Source organism: Streptomyces marispadix, assembly GCF_022524345.1.
GTDB lineage: Bacteria > Actinomycetota > Actinomycetes > Streptomycetales > Streptomycetaceae > Streptomyces > Streptomyces marispadix.
This window is the reverse complement of the sequence record NZ_JAKWJU010000002.1, coordinates 577,818-599,019: the sequence shown is the minus strand read 5'-3', so window position 1 is coordinate 599,019 and position 21,202 is coordinate 577,818. Positions and strand designations below refer to the sequence as shown.

14 protein-coding genes and 1 tRNA gene are annotated in these 21,202 nt (G+C 71.7%); 9 read left to right on the top strand and 6 right to left on the bottom strand.

Annotated features, from left to right (window positions below):
* The 6 genes from MMA15_RS02625 (at position 1) to MMA15_RS02600 (ending at position 14,168) form a co-directional block, all read left to right on the top strand.
* A complete protein-coding gene (locus MMA15_RS02625) occupies positions 1-8,070 on the top strand; it encodes a non-ribosomal peptide synthetase (RefSeq protein WP_241057308.1) in 8,070 nt (2,689 codons plus the stop codon).
* Entirely contained in the window at positions 8,067-9,284 is a 1,218-nt protein-coding gene (locus MMA15_RS02620; RefSeq protein ID WP_241057307.1) for an FAD-dependent oxidoreductase, read from the top strand. Before MMA15_RS02625 ends, MMA15_RS02620 begins: the two co-directional genes overlap by 4 nt.
* 206 nt (positions 9,285-9,490) lie before the next feature.
* A complete protein-coding gene (locus MMA15_RS02615) occupies positions 9,491-10,783 on the top strand; it encodes an acyl-CoA dehydrogenase family protein (protein WP_241057306.1) in 1,293 nt (430 codons plus the stop codon).
* Positions 10,784-10,789: 6 nt separating this feature from the next.
* Entirely contained in the window at positions 10,790-11,566 is a 777-nt protein-coding gene (locus MMA15_RS02610) for a thioesterase II family protein (RefSeq protein ID WP_241057305.1), read from the top strand.
* Between the two features lie 155 nt (positions 11,567-11,721).
* Positions 11,722-12,324 (top strand): hypothetical protein, encoded by a 603-nt coding sequence (locus tag MMA15_RS02605; RefSeq protein ID WP_241057304.1) that lies wholly within the window; start codon positions 11,722-11,724, stop codon positions 12,322-12,324.
* A gap of 281 nt (positions 12,325-12,605) precedes the next feature.
* Complete coding sequence (locus MMA15_RS02600; RefSeq protein WP_241057303.1) at positions 12,606-14,168, top strand: aldehyde dehydrogenase family protein; 1,563 nt, start codon at positions 12,606-12,608, stop codon at positions 14,166-14,168.
* A 192-nt stretch (positions 14,169-14,360) separates the two neighbouring features.
* On the opposite strand, the gene MMA15_RS02595 is transcribed toward MMA15_RS02600, so the two are convergent.
* Positions 14,361-14,780: a CBS domain-containing protein gene (locus MMA15_RS02595; protein ID WP_241057302.1), complete on the bottom strand. Its 420-nt coding sequence runs from the start codon at positions 14,778-14,780 to the stop codon at positions 14,361-14,363.
* Between the two features lie 537 nt (positions 14,781-15,317).
* On the opposite strand from MMA15_RS02595, the gene MMA15_RS02590 reads away from it, so the two are divergent.
* Positions 15,318-15,734: a DUF2267 domain-containing protein gene (locus MMA15_RS02590; RefSeq protein ID WP_241057301.1), complete on the top strand. Its 417-nt coding sequence runs from the start codon at positions 15,318-15,320 to the stop codon at positions 15,732-15,734.
* A gap of 166 nt (positions 15,735-15,900) precedes the next feature.
* On the opposite strand, the gene MMA15_RS02585 is transcribed toward MMA15_RS02590, so the two are convergent.
* The 4 genes from MMA15_RS02585 to MMA15_RS02570 form a co-directional block, all read right to left on the bottom strand.
* Positions 15,901-16,140 (bottom strand): hypothetical protein, encoded by a 240-nt coding sequence (locus MMA15_RS02585; protein WP_241057300.1) that lies wholly within the window; start codon positions 16,138-16,140, stop codon positions 15,901-15,903.
* A 246-nt stretch (positions 16,141-16,386) separates the two neighbouring features.
* The gene (locus tag MMA15_RS02580; protein ID WP_241057299.1) at positions 16,387-17,361 is read right to left on the bottom strand and encodes a TIGR03557 family F420-dependent LLM class oxidoreductase; all 975 of its coding nucleotides are present in this window, start codon (positions 17,359-17,361) and stop codon (positions 16,387-16,389) included.
* Positions 17,362-17,493: 132 nt separating this feature from the next.
* Positions 17,494-17,685, bottom strand: coding sequence for a hypothetical protein (locus tag MMA15_RS02575; RefSeq protein ID WP_241057298.1), 192 nt, complete (start codon positions 17,683-17,685; stop codon positions 17,494-17,496).
* A gap of 222 nt (positions 17,686-17,907) precedes the next feature.
* On the bottom strand, positions 17,908-18,156 hold the full coding sequence (locus MMA15_RS02570; protein ID WP_241057297.1) for a WhiB family transcriptional regulator: 249 nt from the start codon (positions 18,154-18,156) through the stop codon (positions 17,908-17,910).
* 163 nt (positions 18,157-18,319) lie between these two features.
* Between MMA15_RS02570 and MMA15_RS02565 the strand changes: the two genes are divergently transcribed.
* Positions 18,320-19,300: a TIGR03557 family F420-dependent LLM class oxidoreductase gene (locus MMA15_RS02565; RefSeq protein ID WP_241057296.1), complete on the top strand. Its 981-nt coding sequence runs from the start codon at positions 18,320-18,322 to the stop codon at positions 19,298-19,300.
* Positions 19,301-19,394: 94 nt separating this feature from the next.
* Here the strand turns inward: MMA15_RS02565 and MMA15_RS02560 are convergent.
* A tRNA-Leu gene (locus MMA15_RS02560) sits at positions 19,395-19,482 on the bottom strand.
* A 241-nt stretch (positions 19,483-19,723) separates the two neighbouring features.
* Between MMA15_RS02560 and MMA15_RS02555 the strand changes: the two genes are divergently transcribed.
* Positions 19,724-21,058 carry a M20/M25/M40 family metallo-hydrolase gene (locus MMA15_RS02555; protein ID WP_241057295.1) on the top strand — a complete coding sequence of 445 codons (1,335 nt, stop codon included), beginning with the start codon at positions 19,724-19,726 and terminating at the stop codon, positions 21,056-21,058.
* Positions 21,059-21,202: the final 144 nt, after the last annotated feature.

Here is a 21,202-nt window from a genome sequence, read left to right as displayed (position 1 = left end):
GTGACGACGGAGCGAGCGGAGCCCGGAGTCCTGGCGGCCGGGGAGACGGAACAGCCGTTCGTGCTGCCGATGTCCTCGGGACAGCAGCGGCTGTGGTTCCTCGCACAGCTCGACCCCGGCAGCGCAGCCGCCTATCTGGGCTACGGCGCGGCACATCTGCGCGGCACCCTGGACCGCGCTGCCCTCCAGAGAGCCGTGGACGCACTGGTGGAGCGGCACGAGACACTGCGTACGAGCTTCGGCGTGGACGACGGCGAACCGGTGCAGTTCGTCCACGACCCCGGGCCGCGGTGCCGGCTCCCCGTGGGCGAACGGGACTTGACGGACGCCGACGACCCCGGCCCCGCCCTGAGGGAGGCGCTCGCAGAGGAGACCTCGACACCCTTCGCCGTCGACGAGGCCCCCCTTGCCCGGGTGTCGCTCATCAAGCTCGCAGACGACGACCACGTGCTCGTCGTCACCTTCCACCACGGCATCGGCGACATGTGGTCCGGCGCGGTGTTCGTACGTGAACTCGCCGCCTGCTACGAGGCGTTCGTCACCGGCGGGCAGCCGGATCTGCCCCCGCTCGCCGTCCAGTACGGCGACTACGCCGCATGGCAGCGCCGGCGCCTCGACAGCGGTGAGCTTCTGGGCCAGCTCGCCTGGTGGCGCATGACGCTGGAGGACCTCCCGGCGCTCGACCTGGCCACCGACCGGCAGCGCCCCGCGACGCAGTCCTTCCAGGGCGCCACCCGCATCGCGCACATACCGCCGGAGACGGTCGCGCGGTTGCAGCAGTTCGCCGGGGAGCGCAGGGCCAGCCTCTTCATGGTGCTGCACGCCGCGTACTGCCTGCTGCTCTCGCGCTACTCCGGGCAGGACGACATCCCCGTGGGCACCTCCGTCGCGGGCCGCGACAGGCCCGAACTGGAGAACCTCATAGGGATGTTCATCAACACCCTCGTCCTCCGTGCGGACTTGGGCGGCGACCCCACCTTCGGTGAACTCGTCGACCGCTGCCGCGAGGTGTGTCTGGGCGCCTACGCCCACGCCGACGTGCCGTTCGAGCAGCTCGTGAAGGAGCTGCGGCCGGAGCGCGATCTGTCCAGGGCACCCCTCGCGCAGGCCATCCTGATGCTGGGCAACACCCCGCCCGACGAACTGCGCCTGCCGGGCCTGACAGTGGAGCCCGTGCCCGTCGACCCCGGCACGGCCAAGGTCGATCTGTTCCTCGCACTCGTACCCGAGGGCGACGGCCTGCGTGCCGAACTCGAATACGACACGGCCCTGTTCGACGCCGCCACCGCCGACCGCATGCTCGACCACTTCTGCATGCTCCTGAGAGAGGCCCCCGCCGCGGCCGGCAAGCGGCTGTCCCGGCTGCCCGCGCTGCCCGAGCGGGAACTGCAGCGGCTACGGCAGTGGGGCACCGGCGACACCGGCGCCCCGCTGCGCGATCTGCCCCTGCACCACATGGTGGAGGAGCAGGCCGCACGCCTCGGCGGCAAGTGCGCCGTCTTCCTCGACGAACAGGCCCTCAGCTACCGCGAGTTGAACGAGCGCGCAAACCGCCTCGCCCATCTGCTGCGTCGCCGCGGCGTGGCCCCGTCGGTCCGGGTGGGAGTGTGCACCGAACGCACACCCGATCTCGTCGTCGCCCTGCTCGCGGTGCTCAAGTCCGGTGGCACGTATGTGCCGATCGACCCCGAATACCCGCCCGAACGGGTCCGCTACCTCCTCGACGACTCCGGCATCACCGTGCTGCTCAGCCATCGCACGCTCGCCGGGCGGCTTCCACGCCACGACGCCGAGACGATCCACCTCGACGACGACCCCTGGCCCGCAGCCGGAGAGCCTGCCACCGACCCCGAACCCCTCGCCGGGCCCGAGGACTTGGCGTACGTCATCTACACCTCCGGCTCCACCGGCAGGCCCAAGGGCGTGATGATCCCCCACGGGCGGCTGCCGAACCTTCTCGACTCCATGCGGAACGAACCGGGCCTCGACGAGGACGACATCGTCGCCGCCACGATCACGCACGCCTTCGACATGTCCGTGATCGACCTGTTCCTGCCGCTGACCACGGGCGCGACGGTCGCGCTCTTCCCCCGCGCCGACGTCGTCGACGGCGAACGGCTCGCCGCCCGGATGACCGCCACGAAGGCCACGTACTGGCAAGCCACCCCGGCCGCCTGGCAGTTGCTGCTCGACACCGGCTGGCAGGCCGCCCATCCCTTCCGCGGCCTGTGCGGCGCCGAGCCGCTGACGCCCGAGACGGCCGGACGGATGGCCGCCGCCGGCGTCGAGGCATGGCAGGTGTACGGGCCCACCGAGACCACCGTGTGGGCGAGTTGCCACCGCGCACGCCGGGGCGAGTCGCCCGTGCCCCTCGGACGGCCACTGACGCACACCCGCTTCCGCGTGCTGGACGAGACCGGACGCCCGGTGCCGGTCACCGTCGCCGGAGAGCTGTACATCGGCGGCCCCGGCGTCGCACGCGGCTACCACGGCCAACCGGAGCTGACAGCACGCCACTTCGTGCCGGAGCCCGGGGAAGCCGAAGCCCTCATGTACCGGACGGGCGACCTGGTGCGCTACCGGAGCGACGGACGGCTGGAGTTCGTCGGGCGTGCGGACTCCCAGGTGAAGATCCGGGGGTTCCGCGTCGAACCCGGCGAAGTCGCAGCGGTGCTGCGCGAACACGCGGCCGTGAGCGAGTCCGTGGTGGTCCTGCGGGAGGACACACCCGGGGACCGGCGGCTCACCGGGTACGTCGTGCCCGGCACCATGCCGGACGACCCCGGCCGACTCGTGGGCGAACTGAGGGACCTGGCGCTGGCCCGGCTGCCCGAGTACATGGTGCCCGCCTCCGTCGCGGTGCTGGACGCCATGCCCAGGACCCCCAACGGCAAGGTCGACAAGGCCGCCCTGCCCGTGCCGGACGGCACCGCGCGTGCGTCGGCTGACACCTTCACCGCGCCCCGTACGGAGACCGAGGAGTATCTCGCGGACCTATGGGCGGAGATCCTCGGCGTCGAACGGATAGGCGCCGACGACGACTTCTTCGCCCTCGGAGGGCACTCGCTGCTGGCCGGACGGGTCGCCGGGAAGCTCAGCAAGCGCTTCGGCCGCAGGATTCCCGTCCGCCTGCTCTTCGACCGGCCCACCGTCGCCTCCCTCGCGGAGGAGCTGGACGCGTCAGAGGAGGCGGAGGAGCCGGGCACGGCTGCTCGTCAGGCGCGTGAGACGCCGGGCGGAGCCGCCCCACAGAAGGAGGAACCGCCCGCCCCCGGCCCTGAGGGTCCCGCCCCCGGCCCTGACCCCTTCGCCCCGGGCCCCGGCCCCGAGGGGCCCGCACCGCTGCCCCGCCTCGCCGCGCCCGGCGAGGAGGCCGTGCTGCTGCCCAGCTCCCTCGGACAGTCGCGACTGTGGTTCCTCCACGAACTCGACCCGGGCAGCACACGCGCATATCTGATGTCCGCCCAGGTCGAACTGACCGGCCCCGTCGACGAATCGGCGCTGACCGACGCCCTCGCCCGCCTCACCGAGCGGCACGAGACCCTTCGTACGGCCCTGGTCGAGACGGACGGGGAGCTGCGTCAGGCCGTACACCCGCACGTGAGCGTCCCCCTGGACCGGATCGACCTGAGGGGCGCGGTCGACGGCGAGCGCGAGCGGGAGACGGAACGCATCCTGCGGGACGCCGCCACCCGCCCCTTCGACCTCGCACATGCGCCCCTGATGCGGGTGACGGTGCTGCGCACCGGCGAGGAGCGCCGCGTCCTGTCGCTCGTCTTCCACCACGCCGTGTGCGACAGGTGGTCCGTCTCGGTCTTCGTGCGTGAACTCGTGACCCTCTACGAGGCGCTACTCGGCGGAAGGGAGCCGGAACTGCCCGAGCTGCCCGTGCAGTACGGCGACTACGCCGACTGGCAGCGCAGGCAGCTCACCGCCCCGGAGACCGAGCGCCAACTGGCCTACTGGAAAGACCGGTTGGGCGATCTGACGCCCGTCGAACTGCCCGCCGACCACCCCCGGCCACCGGTGCAGACGTTCCGCGGCGACATCCGCTACCGGCCCGTCCCGGGCACGCTCATGCGGAAGTTGGAGGAGATCGGCGGCGGCGAGGGCGCCACGCTGTTCATGGTGCTGCTCGCCGCGTTCGACGTGCTGATCGAGCGCTACAGCGGCAGGCAGGACGTGGCCGTGGGGTCGCCCGTCGCGGGCCGCGGCCGTCCCGAGTCGGAGAACCTCATCGGCTTCTTCGTCAACAACCTCGTGCTGCGCACCGACCTCTCCGGCGACCCCGCCTTCACCGAACTGCTGGCCCGCGTGCGCGAGACCTGCGTCGGTGCCTACGCACACCCCGACGTCCCGTTCGAGCGGCTGGTCGACGAGGTCGGCGCGGCACGCGACCTGTCACGTACCCCGCTGTTCCAGACGGTGTTCTCCTTCGGCAACGTCGAGGTGCCGCAGGCCCGTATGGGAGACGCCGATGTGCGTCCCTTCGACGTCCACTCCGGAACCTCCAAGTTCGACCTGGTACTGGAGATCGTGCCGCGCGGGGACGGCTGGCGCGCGGCGATGGAGTACAACACCGACCTGTTCCGACAGGCCACCGTGGACCGGCTGTTCGACCACTATCTCGAACTCCTCGACGCGGTGGCGCGGGCTCCTCGGGCCCCGCTCTCCGGGCTGCCCCGTCTCCCCGAGTCGGACCGCGAGCACCTGGAGTCCTGGTCGCGTGGCGAGGCGCGGCCGGTCCCGGAGGTCGCGGCGCATGTGCTCTTCGAGGAGCAGGCCGCCGCCCGCCCGGACGCGGCGGCGCTCAGCAGCGGCGCCGCCACCGTCACCTACGGGCAGCTCAACGCCCGCGCCAACCGCCTGGCCCGGCGGCTCCGCGGCCTCGGCGTGGGCACGGGCACCCTCGTCGCGCTCCTCACGGGCCGCTCCGTGGAGACATACGTGGGGATTCTCGCGGTGCTCAAGGCGGGCGGTGCCTATGTGCCCGTCGATCCCGGATACCCGTCCGAGCGGGTCCGGTTCATGCTCGCCGACTGCGGGGCGCCGGTCGTACTGACACGGTCCGGGCTGCTCGGCCGCGCGAGCGAGCTGCTGGGTGACGGGCCGGGCGGCGGACACGGTGGCGGCGATGGTGACGGACTCGGCGGTGGCCTCGGTGACGGCACGGGCGAGCGCGCGAGGATCGTCCTCGTCGACGAGGAGCCCCCGGCTGAAGGCGAGCAGAACGGACACGGGGCCGGTCGGGAGGACGAGCGCGATCTCCAACCCCTCGCCGGGCCGGACGACTTGGCGTACGTCATCTACACCTCCGGCTCCACCGGCCGCCCCAAGGGCACGATGATCACCCACCGTGGAGTGGCCGATCTCCATCTGACCCGCGACCTGGTGGGCGTCGGCCCCGACGACCGGATGCTGGCGTTCGCATCGACCAGCTTCGACGCCTCCGTGTGGGAGTGGGTCATGGCACTGCTGGGCGGGGCCTGCCTGGTGATCCCCGATGCCGGTGCGGCCCTGGCGGGGGAGGACCTGGCGTCGGAGGTGCGCTCCGGCGGTGCGACGGTCGCGCTCTTCCCGCCGTCGCTGCTGGCCCTGCTCGACCCGGGCGAGCTGCCCTCGCTGCGTACGGTCGTCTCCGGAGGTGAGGACTGCCCCGCCGCGGTCGCGGCCCGCTGGGCAGGACACGTCCGGCTCGTCAACGCCTACGGCCCCACGGAGATCACCGTCTACGCCACGCTCTCCGGGCCTCTCCCGGGCGAGGGGCACCCGCCCATCGGCCGTCCGGTGCCCAACGCCCGGCTCCGCGTCGTCGATCCGGACGGGCGTCCCGTGCCGATCGGCGTTCCCGGCGAACTGCATGTGGGAGGGCCCGGCGTCGGACGCGGCTATCTGGGCCGTCCCGAGCTGACCGCCGAGCGCTTCCCGCCCGATCCGGACCGCCCCGGCAGCAGCCTCTACCGCACGGGCGACCTCGTGCGCTGGCTGCCCGGCGGCGAGCTGGAGTACCTCGGACGCGAGGACGACCAGGTCAAGATCCGCGGCTTCCGCATCGAACCGGGCGAGATCGAGGAGGTGCTGCGCACTCACCCCTCGGTGCGGGACGCGGTCGCCGTCGTACGAGAGGACGTCCCCGGCGATCCCCGGCTCGCGGCATACGTCAGTACGGGCACCGAGCCAGGGGACACGAAGGCCGGGGAGAGCGAGGACGGCGAAGGCGGCGAGGGGAGCCCGGACGGCGAGGGCGGGGGCGACGCGAAGGGCGGGGGCGACGCGAAGGGCGCGCACGCCGACGTCACCGCGCACGCCACCCACGCCAAGCACGGCGAACTCGTCGCCGAACTGCATGAGTTGGCGCGTGAGCGGCTGCCCGAGTACATGGTGCCCGCCCATCTGACCGTGCTGCGCGAGTTCCCCCGTACCCCCAGCGGCAAGACGGACCGCGCCGCCCTGCCCGCTCCCGCGACGGGCCGTGCCACGGCGGCACGCGGTGGGCAGGCGGCGCCTTCCACACCCGCCGAGGCACGTGTCGCGGAGCTCTTCGCCCAGGTGCTCGGCGTCCAGGAGGTCGGCGCCCACGACGACTTCTTCGAACTCGGCGGCAACTCCCTGTCGGCGACGCGTCTTCACGCCGCCGTGCGGGACGACTGGCCGGGCGCCGGGCTGCCGCTGCGGCTGCTGTTCGAACGTCCCACCCCTCATGCGCTGGCCGAGGCCGTCACACGCGACGACGCGGCAGGCGACGGCCCCGACCCTGCCGAGGACGTCGTACTGGACCCCGCGATCCGGGTGGACGGCACCTGGGAGTGGAACCCCGACCCGCGTGCCGTGCTGCTGACGGGAGCGACCGGATTCCTCGGCGCGTTCCTCCTCGACGCGCTGCTGACGAGCACCCGTGCCGAGATCGTCTGTCTCGTGAGGGCGGAGACCTCGAGTGCGGCCCGGGACAAGCTCGTCGGCCATCTGCGCGACCTCAAGCTGTGGGACAGGTGGGACGAGGCGACGCGGGAGCGGATAACGGCGCTGCCCGGCGACCTCGCCGAACCCCACCTCGGGCTGGGGCCGGACGGCTTCCGCCAACTCGCCCACCACGTCGAGGAGATCCACCACAGCGGAGCGGCCGTCAACTTCGCCAAGCCCTACTCGGCCCTGCGCGAGACCAACGTCGGCGGTACGCAGCAGATCCTGCGGCTGGCGTGCACCGGCCCGGTCAAGCCCGTACACCATGTCTCGACCCTCTCGGTGTTCACGCTGCGGCGCGACGGCGATCCGCCCGCACGCGAGGACGAGCTGCCCGCCGAGGCACCGCCCGCCGAGAACGGCTACAACCAGAGCAAGTGGGCGGCCGAGCAGATCGTCGCCCTCGCGCGTGAACGGGGCCTGCCGGTCTCGGTCTACCGTCCCGGCCGTATCGCCGGGGACAGCACCACCGGGGTGTGGCGTGCCGACGACGTCTTCACCCACATCCTGCGTGCCTGCGCCCTGGTGGGCTCGGTCCCGGCGCTGGACTTCAGCACCGACATCGTGCCCGTCGACCACATCGCGCACGTCGTCGCAAAGGCCGCCCGCGGCCGCGAACACCTCGGCAGGACATACCAGTTCGGCGGCACCGAACGGCTGAGCTTCGAAGGCGTGCACCGAGCGCTGCGGCTGGCCGGGCACCCGGCCGGCTGGGACACCTTCGAGGACTGGTACGAGGCGTGCCGCGGCCACGCCGACCGGCATCCCGGCAGCGAACTCGGCCCCACGCTCTCCCTGTTCGGCAAGCGCGTACAGGACGACCGCAGGGGACTGCGCGAACCGGTCTTCGACACCGCCAACACACTGCGGGTGACGGGTGGCCGCCGCCCGCCGACGGTGGACGACGCACTGCTCGGAAGCTATCTGCGGGAGCTGACGGCGATCGGCTTCCTGCCGCCGCCCCCTGAAGCCCCGCCCCAGGCACCGCCGCATGGACCGGCCCGACGGCGCCTGAACCGCCGTACACCGCCGGGCACTTGGGCTTCCCGTCCTCGGACCCGGACCTGCCACCCCGGACCTGCCACCCGCCACGCGAAAGGCATGAGATGACAGCCAAACCCACCGTTCTCGTCGTCGGCGCAGGCATCGGAGGGCTGACGGCGGCGCTCGCCCTCGGCCGTCAGGGCTTCCCTGTACGCGTGTACGAGCGGCGCAGCGGCCTCCGCGTCGAGACCAGCGGCACCGGCGTCACGATCTGGAGCAACGCCACCACGGCACTCGCGGCACTCGGCGTCGAGAAGCAGCTCTTCGAGTACGGCATCCCCATCGAGCGAAGCCGGGTGATGACGGAACGCGACGTGTCCGTCATCCGCACCCCCGTGCAGGACTTCACCGCGCCCGGCAGCACCCCCGGAGTCACCATCGCCCGCGGTGACCTCGCCCGGGTCCTGACCGAGGGATGCGAAAGCCTCGACGTGGAGGTCCACTTCGGCGCCAACATCACGGGCTTCTCCTCCGGTGAGAACCGGGTCGTGGTCCGCTTCGACGACGGCTCCCAGGCCGAGGGCGACGTGCTGATCGGCGCGGACGGGCTGAAGTCGGGGGTGACCGGCATCGCCGCCGAACTCTTCGGCGTGTCCGAGCCCGTCTACACCGGCGTCACCACATACCGGGGCGTCAGCGACAGCGCCTGCGGCGTCCCCGAGGGCACGGTCCACCTGTTCCAGACCCGACACGGCGTCAACGGCGGCGCCTGGCACATCGCCGACGGCCGCGTGACCTGGACCATCGGGCACCCGGCCCCGGCGGGCGGCGAGGACGAGCCCGGCACCCGCCGGGCACACGTCATGGAACTGGCCGGACGCTTCGAGGGCCCTCCCCGCTGCCTCGTCGAGAACACCCCCGAGGAGCGGCTGCTGCGCACCGACCTCTACTACGGGGAGTGGCGCGACCGTTGGAGCAAGGGCCGCGTCACCCTCCTCGGGGACGCCGCGCACGCGGTGACGACCGTGCTCGGTCAGGGAGCGTGCCAGGCCATCGAGGACGGTGTGGTCCTCGCCGACGAGATGGCCGCCGAGCCGGGCGACCCCGTGGCGGCACTGCGGGCGTATGAGCAGGCACGGCTGGAGCGGGTCCGCTGGGTGCGGGACACGATCTTCAAGGTCGCCGGTGCACCGCAGGTCGACAATCCGCTGCTGAGGCCGCTCTTCCTCCGCATGACCACCTTCTTCGCGCACCGCACCCAGGAGGCCATGTGGCGCGGCCTTCAGCAGCCGCCCCGGCTGCACCACACGTCGGCGGTGAACGCCGCGGGCAGCCGATGACCGTGCGCGTGCCCTCGTGATAGCCCGCCGGGCGCCTCGACTGCCCGTCGTGAGCGTCCCTTTCGGGCCGACTGCTGTCCGGTGCCCGTACGGGCCGCGCCACTCCCGGGCACTCGTCCCGGCCGCCCTGCCCCGACCGACTCCGTACGTCCCAACCGACCCCCTACGCCCTACCGTCCGTCCCGCCGAACGTGAGAGGACACCGGATGCCGACACCCGCACCGGGGGAGTGCCCCCCGGCCCTGACCACGCTGCCGGAGCAGGCGCGGGCCTGGCGTGAGAAGGTCCGCCGCTTCGGCCAGGAGTCCGTGGCGCCCCGCGCCCGTGCGATGGACGTGGCCGGGCGGCTCGACGACGGGCTCGTCAAGGAGCTGTTCGACGAGGGCCTGATGGGCATCGAGATCCCCGAGGTCTACGGAGGAAGCGGCGGCGACCTCTTCCAAGTGGTGCTCGCCATCGAGGAGATCGCCCGGCACGACCCCTCCGCCGCCGTCTTCGTCGACGTGCAGAACGCCCTGGTCGTCAGCGCCCTCCTCCGGCACGGCAGCGGCGACCAGAAGCGGCGCCATCTGCCGCGGCTCGCGGGCGGCCAGGTCGGCGCGTACGCGATCTCGGAGGAGCACGCGGGCAGCGACGCCTTCGCACTGGAGACCCGGGCCGAGCGGACCGGCGACGGGTTCGTCGTCAACGGCCGCAAGCGCTGGATCACCAGCGCCGCCGAGGCCGGGCTGTTCCTGGTCTTCGCCCGCACCGGGGAAGGCCCCTCGGCATCGGCGTCCGCGCTCAGCGCCTTCCTCGTCGACCGGGACGCTCCCGGCCTCACGGTGGGCGAGCCGGTGCCGAAGATGGGGATTCGTGCGAGTTCCACGTGCGAGGTGACGTTCGACGACGTCCACGTCGACCGGGGGAGCCTGATCGGGCGCCCCGGCGACGGGGGCGTACTGATGGTGGAGACCCTCGACATCGGCAAGCTCGGAATCGCCGCCCAACTCGTCGGCCTCGCCGACGGAGCGCTCACCCACGCCCTTCAACACGCGGAGGAGCGGGAGCAGTTCGGCACGAGGATCATCGACTTCCAGGGGGTGCAGTTCCCGCTCGCCCGTACGGCCGCCGAACTGGAGGCGGCCCGCGTGCTGTTGTACAACACCGCACGTCTGCTCCAGGGCGGGGCACCGCAGGCCGAGCGCATCAAGGCGACGTCCATGGCCAAGTACATCGCCTCCGCCGTCGCCGAACGCGCGGCGTCGCAGGCGGTGGAGACCCTCGGCGGCGCCGGGTTCGCCGGAGAGCACCCCGTGGAGAAGCTCTACCGCGACGCGAAGATCGGCTCGATCTACGAGGGCACCTCCAACGTCCAGTTCAAGACGATCGCTTCGCTGCTCTCCGGACGTCAGGACGGCACCGGTGAACACGCGAGTCGAGCACACGCACCTTCAGGACCTTCAGGACACGCACGTCCCGAACACCCCCGTAACGACCAGGCATTCGGGAAGGAATGAGCGGCGATGGTTCACGACACCGATCCGCGACGGGGTTCGGTGGCCACTTCCCACCCCGCCGCCCCCGCACCCCTGCAACTGTTCTGCTTCCCCTACGCGGGAGGCTCCGCACGCCTGTACGCCGACTGGGACAGTGCGCTTCCCCCGCACGTCCGCGTACGGCCGGTCGAGCCGCCCGGCCGGGGCAGGCGCTTCCGCGAGACACCGCACGACCGCATCGGACCGCTGGTCGCGGATCTGCTTCCCGAAGTCGCCGAAGCGCGCAACTCCCCGTATGCGCTGTTCGGTTACAGTCTCGGGGCGCTCGTCGCCTTCGAACTCGCCCGCACCATGGAGCAGCGCCACGGCCGCCCTCCGGTGCACCTGTGCGTCGGCGCGTTCCGCGCACCGCATATGCGGCGTACGGCCGTTCCCGACTACGACCTGCCCGAGCCGCTGTTCCGCGAACGGCTGCGCTCCTTCAACGGCACCCCCGAGGCTGTGCTGGCGGACGAGTCGCTCATGGAGCTGATGATTCCGATACTCCGTGCCGACCTCGCGGTGGCCGACACCTACCGCTTCAGCGGGGACCGTCCGCTGAGCTGCCCCATCACGGCCTTCGCGGGCAGCGAGGACGGAGAGGTCGATGTGTCGTCGGTGGCCCAGTGGCGGCGCCACACCAGCGCGGGCTTCAGCCTGAAGGTGATCGAGGGCGACCACTTCTTCCTTCACGAGCGGCAGCCCGAGATGCTGCGCTACTTGTCGGAGGTCCTCACCGACGGCGCGCAGGACACACCGGACTGAACACCCCGCGACGACGACGTGGAGCCGAACTGCCCGCCTCTTCCCGGCCGTTGACGACGACGCCCTCGATTCCTCCCGCACGGATGTGATTCCGTCGGCACCGTGCAAGGCGCTTCTCTTCACGTCGGCCCACGCCTCGATCGGAGACGGCAACCATGCCCTCTGCCACAAGATCCCCTCGCCGGGCGGCACTCGCCCTGCGCGGATGGTCGCCGCGCCGCTGGACCGGCGCCGCCGCCGCGGCCGTCGGCACCGCGCTGCTGGTGGGGCTCCCCACCGCCGTGGTGCCCAGCCCGCTGTTCTCCCGAGCCGTGCCGGTGCAGTGGTGGAGCTATCCGACGCTGGCGCTGACCGCCGTACTCGGGGGCGTCGTGCTGGCCACCTATATGCGCGACCCGAAGACCCACGCCTCCGGACCCGACGCCGCCGCGCCCCCTGCCCGCGAGCCCGGGACACCCGAACCCGGGACACCCGTGCCGGAGGCGGGCCGCCGACTCGGCTCCGTGGGCGGCGTGCTGTCGTTCGTCGCCGTGGGCTGCCCCGTGTGCAACAAGCTCGTACTGCTCCTGCTGGGCACCTCCGGAGCGCTCAGCTACTGGGCGCCGTTGCAGCCCTTCGTCGCCGTCGCCTCCGTGCTGCTGCTGTCGGAGGCCGCGCTGCGCCGCCTTTCGACCATGGACGCATGCCCCGTCCCGCAGGAGGACGAGACAGAGACCATCGAGGCTTCGGCGGGTACGTCCCAACGGCCGGGCCCCTGACGGGACTTCGCCCGCCCGGCCCCGCAGGTCCTCCCTCTCCGTACGGTCTGCTTCACGGCCTCGGGGCTTCGGGGCTTCGGGGGCTTCGGTGCGGGACCCGGCAGGCACCCCGTCAACTCACGTACCGCCGAAGCCACTTGACGCACGCACCTCGCTGGTAGCCTGCGCCGCTGTGCCCCCCGGGCCCGCCCGGCCCGTCACGCCCGCCGCGCAGCTCCCGGCGGGCAGGGCCCAAGGGCGCACAACCGACCGCCCGCACCCCCTGCCACCGAGGAAGCCCCATGACCGGCACCGGACGTCTCGCCTCCTTCTCTCCCGCCACCGGGGCAAAGCTCGCCGACTACCCGGTGGACGGCCCCGCTGAGGTGGCGGCAGCGGTGGGCCGCGCCCGGGAGGCGGCCAAGTCCTGGGCGCGGGCGGGCTGGAAGGGACGCAGGGCGGCGCTGCTCGCCTACAAACGCGCGCTGGCCACCCGTACCGGTGAGATCGCCGAAGTCATCGCGGCCGAGACCGGCAAGCCGGACCACGACGCGCGCAGTGAGGTGCTGCTGGCCGTCATCCACCTCGACTGGGCGGCCCGCCACGCCCGGCGTGTGCTGGGCCGCCGCCGGGTCGCACCGGGCCTGCTGTCGGCGCATCAGCGGGCGCTGCTGGCATATCGGCCGCTCGGAGTGGTCGGCGTGATCGGCCCGTGGAACTACCCCGTCTACACGCCCATGGGCTCCATCGGCTACGCGCTGGCCGCAGGCAACGGCGTCGTCTTCAAACCGTCCGAACTCACCCCGGGCACAGGCGTCCTGCTCGCGCGCATCTGGAACGAGACCCTCCCGGAACACACCGACCTGCTGTGCACCGTGACCGGCGAGGGCCCCACCGGGGAGGCGCTGGCACGCTCCGCCGTGGACAAGGTGGCGTTCACCGGTTCACCGGCCACCGCCCGCAAGGTCGCCGCGGCCTGCGCGGAGACCCTGACCCCGCTGACGGCCGAGGGCGGCGGCAAGGACGCGGTGCTCGTCGGCGGCGACCTGGACGACGCCGGGCTGGACCGGGCGGCGGAGGCCGTCGTGTGGGGCGCCATGTCGAACGCGGGCCAGACCTGCGCGGGCGTGGAACGCGTGTACGCGGTCGCATCGGTGCACGAGGCGCTGTGCGAGCGCATCGTGCGGCGGGCGAAGCAGGTCGTGACGGGACCTTCGCAGCCGGGGCCTGACGGCGAAGGGAGCGGCGGGGACGCCGAGAGCGAAGGGGGCGACGGCCGCGCCGCCGGACACGAGGCCCACTACGGCCCGATGACGCTGCCCTCCCAACTGGGCACGATCGAACACCACTTGAAGGAGGCAGCCGACGCGGGCGCCCGCGTGCTGCTCGGCGGGCCGGAGTCGGTGCGTGCGCCGTACGTCCACCCCGTGGTGCTGGCGGACGTGCCGGAGGACTCGCCCGTCATGCGGGAGGAGACCTTCGGCCCCCTCGTCGCGGTGAACTCCGTAAGCGACCTGGACGAGGCCGTTGAACGCGCCAACGCCTCCTCATACGCCCTCGGCGCCGCCGTGTTCACCGGCTCCGCCCGCGCCGGGCAGGAGGCGGCTTCGAAGCTGCGTGCCGGTGTCGTCTCGGTGGGGTCCGTGCTCGGCTTCGCCGCGATTCCGTCACTGCCGTTCGGGGGCTCGGGCGACTCCGGCTACGGCCGTGTACACGGCGAGGAGGGCCTGCACGCATTCGCGTCCCCGCAGGCGATCACGGTACGTCGCTTCGCACCGCTCGCCGATCTGACGTCGTACGCGACCCCCCGGGAGAAGGCGTCCCGCATGGTGGAGCTGGCACGCCGCCTCCACGCACGCATGTGAAGTCCGCCCGGCGATGCGGAGAGTTGGGGGACGCCGGGGGATGCCGGAGCTGCCGAGGGGATGTCGAGGGATGCGAAGGCGGGACGGGAGCCGGGGACGGCGGAGGCACCGCACCCCGGCCCGTTCGCGTTTTTCCGGCCCGCCTTCGCCTCCGTTCCGGGTACGCGAACGTGATCAACCGCCCGGCGAGCCCTAGCGGTTGGGCGAAGCCGCGCTGATGTCCGCGAGCGCGGAGCTTCTGTCGCGCTCGATGGCAAGGTCACCGATGCTCACGGTGCCGACGAGCCTGTCGCCCTCGATCACGGGGAGACGGCGTATCGCGTTGTCCCGCATGAGCTGGACGGCCTCGTCTATCTCCGCGTCGGGCGGGCACGTCGCCAGATCGGCGCTGCACACGTCCTGGGCGACGGTGGTCTCGGGGTCGAGGGCGTCGGCGACGGCGCGGACGACGAGGTCACGGTCGGTGACCATGCCGCGGACTTTCCCGTTCTCGACGATCAGCACCTCACCGATGTCCCCCTCGCGCATCATGCGGGAGATCTCTGCGATGGACGCTCTGGGCGTCGCCGTCACGGGGTCGGGGGTCATGATCTCGCCGATGTGCTGTGCCATGTCTTCCCTCCAGGGCGTCGGATCGTGGGAACGTCTCCGGCGGTGCCCGGCTTTCGCAGCCGCCCCGGTCCGCCGGATCGCAAGGGAAAGCCGGGGCGCAAACCGGGACGAAAGCCGTGGTACCCCCACCGGCCGATCGCACGCCGCCCTCGGCGAAACAGCGAGGCGTGAAACGACGCTCACGCCTTCGGTCGCGGATCGATCCCGGCGAGCACCGCGGAGTCGATCGCTTTCCTCAACGCGCCCTGCGCGTAGGGCAGTTGCGAGGTCTTCACGCCTCGTCACCGGCTCGGTGCCCCCCGTGCCGCTACGGCGGGTCCGCCCGCCGAGCCGCCCCAATGCGCTCACCCGGGCGCTGTGTTCGCCCCTTCACCGTCCGTCGTCCCAGACGTCCGGGCGGTCTCTTGCGGCCGCACCGGCAGGGACGGCAAGAGCCGTCGCGGCCCGCCCCACGCCCGCACATGCGACGTCCGTCGGCCGGACGCATGCTGGAGTGACGACTCGGGTTCTCACACCCTCGAGTGAGGAGAGGGAGTCATGCAGCACGACGAGTTCATCGGCCAGGTGCAGGCCCGCGCCCACCTGGACAGCCGCGGAGCGGCCGAGGCCGGCACCCGCGCCACCCTTGAGACGCTGGCGGAACGAATCCCGGCCGCGATGGCGGACAATCTGGCCGCACAACTGCCGGGGGAGCTGGGCGAGCACCTGCGCCGGGTCGAGTACGCACCGGACGTGCCGCAGACCGGCGTACGGATGAGCCGCCAGGAGTTCTTCGACAGGGTCGCCGAACGCGCCGGGGCCGATACCCCGAAGGCCGTGCACGAGGCCCGCAGCGTGGTCGAGGTCCTGGAGGAGGCGACCCAGGGCGGGCTCACCGACCGCATCCGGCAGTCCCTGGACGAGGAACTCGCCTCCATTCTCTTCTCCGGCAGCACGGGCACGGCCGGGACTTGAGCGCTGCGGGGCGCGATGCCGGGCCGTACCCCACGCGCCCGGCGCCGCGCCCCTGACGCGACCCTGACGCGCACGAGGGGCGTACGACACGAGGGGCGTACGAGAGGCATACGAGACGTCTGCGAACTCGCCCCGCACACACGCGAGTTCACCCGCACTGAACGTCTCAGGCCTCCAGCCCCCGGCGCTTTCTCCGCACCAGCAGGGGTTGTGTGGCGAAGAGGCTACGGCCGGAGGCGACCGCGGTCCGCACGAGGGCGGCGGCCGTGGTGCCCGGTCTGAGCCGCTGCCCTGCCCCTGAGCACAACGCGCACGGTTCGCTGTACGGGCCGTCCCCGGTCATGACGGTCCGTCCTTCGCCGGAGCCCTCGCACGAGGGGCAGCGGATCGGTGCCTGTTCCGTCATCGATACGGCAACCTTCCTGGCTTCCAGGCGGGACATCTCCTCTTCTCAGAGCGCAACGCGCACGGCCCCGCTGGGAGCCAGGGGCCCATCCCGAACGTACTCACCGGCCGCCGAATCTCACGCGAGGGCATACAGCGTTCACTCCAACGTGGGAAACGGCGTTGGCGGTACCGGAGTGACGGTCCGTGGCTCCACCGCGCCTTCGCGGCTGTGCGAGTCCGGCCGCCGGCCGCGCCCGGCTCCCGCTCAACTCGGAAGCTGCGGCAGCACCTTGGTGCGGTAGAAGTCGAAGAACGCACGCAGGTCGGGACCGATCTGATTGACGAAGACGGCATCGAATCCGGCGTCGGCATAGGCCCGCACATTGCGGATGTGCTCCTCGGGATCGTCGCCGCACGGGATGCCCGCGTCCTTCACGTGCTGCTCCGTCACGAGGCCGCTCGCCTGCTCGAAGTGCGCGGTCGTGGGGAGCACTTGGCCCAGCTCGCCGGGCAGGAACATGTTCGGCCAGCGTTCGTGGACCGTACGTACGGCGACTCCGCGGTCCGTGTCGTAGCACACCTTCAGACCGCCGAGTGCCGGGCGGCCCGTGCCGCCGCGCCGGAAGCGGGCCACGGAATCCCCGTCCGGCTCCATGGTGATGAAACCGTCGCCGATGCGGGAGGCCAACTCCACGGCGGCGGGCCCGAATCCGCTGATGTCGATGGGCACCGGCTCGTCGGGCACGTCGTACAGGCGGGCGTTCTCCACGGTGTAGTGCTTGCCGTGATGGCTGATCTCGTCGCCGCTCAGCAGCTTCCTGATGACGGCGACGGCCTCCTCCAGCATCTCCAGACGCACCGGAGCCTCCGGCCAGACCGTCCCCAGGATGTGTTCGTTCAGCGCTTCGCCGCTGCCCACGCCCAGCCTGAAGCGGTCGCCGCCGAGCAACACCGCGGACGTCGCCGCCGCCTGTGCGACGACGGCGGGGTGAGTACGCAGCATGGGGCAGGTCACCGCGGTCTCCACAGGCAGGGAAGTCGCCTCGGCCAGGGCCCCGATCACCGACCATACGAAGGGCGAGTGTCCCTGCGTGGTGGTCCACGGGTGGTAGTGGTCCGAGATCCACAGCGAGGTGAAGCCCGCGTCCTCGGCCATGCGGGCCTGCTCCAGCAGCGCCCGTGGACCGTGGTCCTCACACGTCAGGAAGTATCCGTACGTCATCGCGTTCGCGGTAGCCATGCGACTCGGGTCACCGTGCCGCCCGCCCGGAAACCCGGGGGTCCGGGCGGGTACGGGAGCGGGCCTGGGCCGCTGGTCGACGGCCCGGGCGCAGGATCGGGGGCCCGGGTCCGGCCCGCACCAGGCTCAGGCCTACCGTTCGCCCTTCGGCCCCCGGCCACGCTCCGTACGGGGTCCGGAGGGACGCCACCGCGGCTCCTCCTCCAGCCTCTTCTTCGCCTCCTCGTCGGCCTCCTGATCGGACGCGTGATGCTGCTCCTTCTCGGCGTCCTTCCGCAGCCGCGCACGCTTCTTGTCGTAGGCCTTGCTACCGGGCTCCGGCATCCTCATCGCCTCCTCGGCTCGGCCTCGTGCTCGAAGCCGTCCCGTGCCGGGCATGGCTGCCGGGCACGGCCGGGCCTCGCATGACCTGGCTCTCGCGGGTACCCAGGTCCCCGTCGGCTCAGGCGCTCCCGTGCGGCCGCTCACGCCGTACCGGCTCGCGGGCGCACGAGCCCACGCGGGCCACCGGAAGCCCATCCGGGAGCCCACCGAGAGGAGGCCGTGTCAGCCGCGATGCCGAAGTGCCGCCTTACGGGCGCGATGCCGCATCGACTGTCGCTCAGTCTCGGAGACGCCGCCCCATATGCCGTAGTACTGGCCGAAGCCCGCGCTCAGGCAGTGCTCCGCGACGGGGCAGCGGCGGCAGACCGTCTTGGCCTCCTCGATCTGCATCAGCGCCGGACCGGTGGTACCGATCGGGAAGAACAGTTCGGGGTCCTCGTCCCGGCAGGCCGCGTGGTGTCGCCAGTCCACGAGCCGCTCCTTTCCTTCGGCTCGACTGTCTTTCGTAGGCGGGGTTCCGAGTTGTCCGGGCTTCAATCGCCGGAACGGGAACGGGAGTCGGGAAGACCGGCATCCGGCGACGTACACGACCGTGCGGACCAACCGCTCAAGCGCAGCAGAGAGGGCAGGCAGCATGGAGATCGGCTACAAGCTGGCGGCCGAGGCGTTCGGCCCGCAGGAACTCATCCGTCAGGCGGTGGCCGCCGAGACGGCGGGCTTCGACTTCGTGGAGATGAGCGACCACTTCCACCCCTGGCTGGAGAGCCAGGGCCACTCGCCGTTCGTGTGGTCCGTCCTCGGCGCCGTCGCGGCCAGGACCGAACGCATCGGGCTTGCGACGGGCGTCACTTGCCCGACTCTCCGCTACCATCCGGCCGTCGTCGCCCAGGCCGCGGCCACCATGGCCCTGGTGTCGGACGGCCGTTTCGTCCTCGGCGTCGGTTCCGGGGAACGCCTCAACGAACATGTCGTGGGGCGTGAGTTCCCGGACTCGATCCGCGTGCGCCAGGAGATGCTGCGCGAAGCACTGCACATCATCCGCCTTTTGTGGAAGGGCGGTTACCAGACCTACGAGGGCACCCATCTGCGCTGCGAGGACGCGCGGATCTTCGATCTGCCGCCGCGTCCGCCGCTCGTCGCGGTGGCGGCCGGCGGCCGGGACGCCGCGCGTATCGCCGCGGAACTCGGCGACGGACTGTTCGCGACCGAGGACAGGCCGGAGATCATGCGCCACTACCGCGAGGCCGGAGGCGACGGGCCCGGCTATGCCGAAGTGCCCGTGGCCTGGGCCCCTCAGGAAGAGGCGGCCGCACGGGCGGCGTTGGAGACGTCACGCTGGGCGCTGACCGGCTGGAAGGTGATGAGCGAACTGCCCAACCCCGTCAACTTCGCAGCGGCCACCGCCTCCGTACGCATGGAGGACATCACCGAGACGTTCGCCTGCGGCCCGGACCCGAAGCGCTGTCTCCACGCCGCCCGACGCTTCACGGACGCCGGTTTCGACCGCCTCGTCCTGATGAACGCCGGCCCGGACCCGGACGGTTTCCTCGACTTCTACGACCGTGAACTGCGAGAGCCGCTGAAGGCGATGAGGGCTGCCGTCACCACGGGGTGACCTGCGGAGCATGGCTTACCACACGCAGGGACCGACGAAACCGGTCACGCGACAGGGACCAAAGAGAAGGCCCCTGATCGACAGGGGCCTTAGCTGGTGTCGGGAGGGGGACTTGAACCCCCACGCCCTGTAAAGGGCACTAGCACCTCAAGCTAGCGCGTCTGCCATTCCGCCACCCCGACAAGGTGCACCGCCCGCCATCGGCGTGCGGCAGAGCCAACTTTAACACTGGATCGCACCCCTCCGATCACCCCCGCTGCCCGCCCGCCCGGCCCCGACTCGCCCCCGTCTCGCCCCGGCTCGGTCCCCGCCGACCCCTACGCTCCGGCCCCGCTCCCGCCCCGCTCATGCTCCCGCCCTTGGGAGGCCGCCCCGTAGGCGGGAGGATGGGTGCGGACCCCCGCGGCGATACGAGGAGGCAGTGTGAACCAGTCGACCCCTGCACCGACCGGTGCCGGAGCGAGCGCCGAGAGTGAGGTCGTCGACCTCTGCCGTGACCTCATCCGGATCGACACCAGCAACTACGGCGGCAATGAGGGGCCGGGTGAGCGGGCAGCGGCCGAGTACGTCGCGGAGAAGCTCGCGGAGGCCGGACTCGAACCGGAGATCTTCGAATCCCGCCCCGGCCGCGCCTCCACCGTGGCCCGTATCGAGGGTGAGGACTCCTCCCGACCCGCGCTGCTGATCCACGGCCACACCGACGTCGTCCCCGCCAACGCCGAGGACTGGACCCACGACCCCTTCTCCGGGGAGATCGCGGACGGCTGCGTATGGGGACGCGGCGCAGTCGACATGAAGGACATGGACGCGATGACCCTCGCCGTGGTGAGGGACCGGCTGCGCAGCGGCCGGCGGCCCCCGCGCGACGTGGTGCTGGCGTTCCTCGCCGACGAGGAGGCCGGTGGCGTCTACGGCGCACGGCACCTGGTCGACAACCACCGCGACCTCTTCGACGGCGTGACGGAGGCCATCGGCGAGGTCGGCGGCTTCTCCTTCACCGTCAACGAGAACCTGCGTCTCTATCTGGTGGAGACCGCCCAGAAGGGCATGCACTGGATGCGGCTCACGGTCGACGGCACGGCCGGGCACGGCTCGATGACGAACAACGACAACGCCATCACCGAACTGTGCGAAGCAGTAGGGCGGTTGGGCCGCCACAAGTTCCCCGTGCGGGTGACGAAGACCGTACGGTCCTTCCTCGACGAGCTGTCCGACGCGCTCGGCACCGAACTCGACCCCGAGGACATGGAGGAGACGCTCGCCAAGCTCGGCGGCATCGCGAAGATCATCGGCGCCACTCTCCAGAACACCGCGGCTCCAACCCAGCTGGGTGCGGGCTACAAGGTCAACGTCATCCCCGGCCAGGCCACGGCGCACGTCGACGGACGGTTCCTGCCGGGCCACGAGGAGGAGTTCCTCGCCGACCTGGACCGCGTACTGGGGCCCCGCGTACGCCGCGAGGACGTGCACGCCGACAAGGCGCTGGAGACGAGCTTCGACGGCGCGCTGGTCGACGCGATGCAGGTCTCACTCAAGGCCGAGGACCCGGCCGCGCACGCGGTGCCGTACATGCTCTCCGGCGGTACGGACGCCAAGTCCTTCGACGATCTGGGCATCCGCTGCTTCGGTTTCGCGCCGCTGAAGCTGCCGCCCGAGCTGGACTTCGCCGGGATGTTCCACGGCGTGGACGAGCGAGTGCCCGTGGAGGGCCTGAAGTTCGGGGTGCGCGTACTCGACCGCTTCCTCGACCAGTGCTGAGCTGAACGCACTTACCTGCCCTCCCGCCGTTCCAAACGGGCGGGCAGCGCCGCCCCTGCCCGTGCGCTGCCGCCAACACGCCCGTATGGAACGGGAATTCGGGCGGTTGTACGCAGCCGCCCGGAAAGGGTGAATGCGAGCATC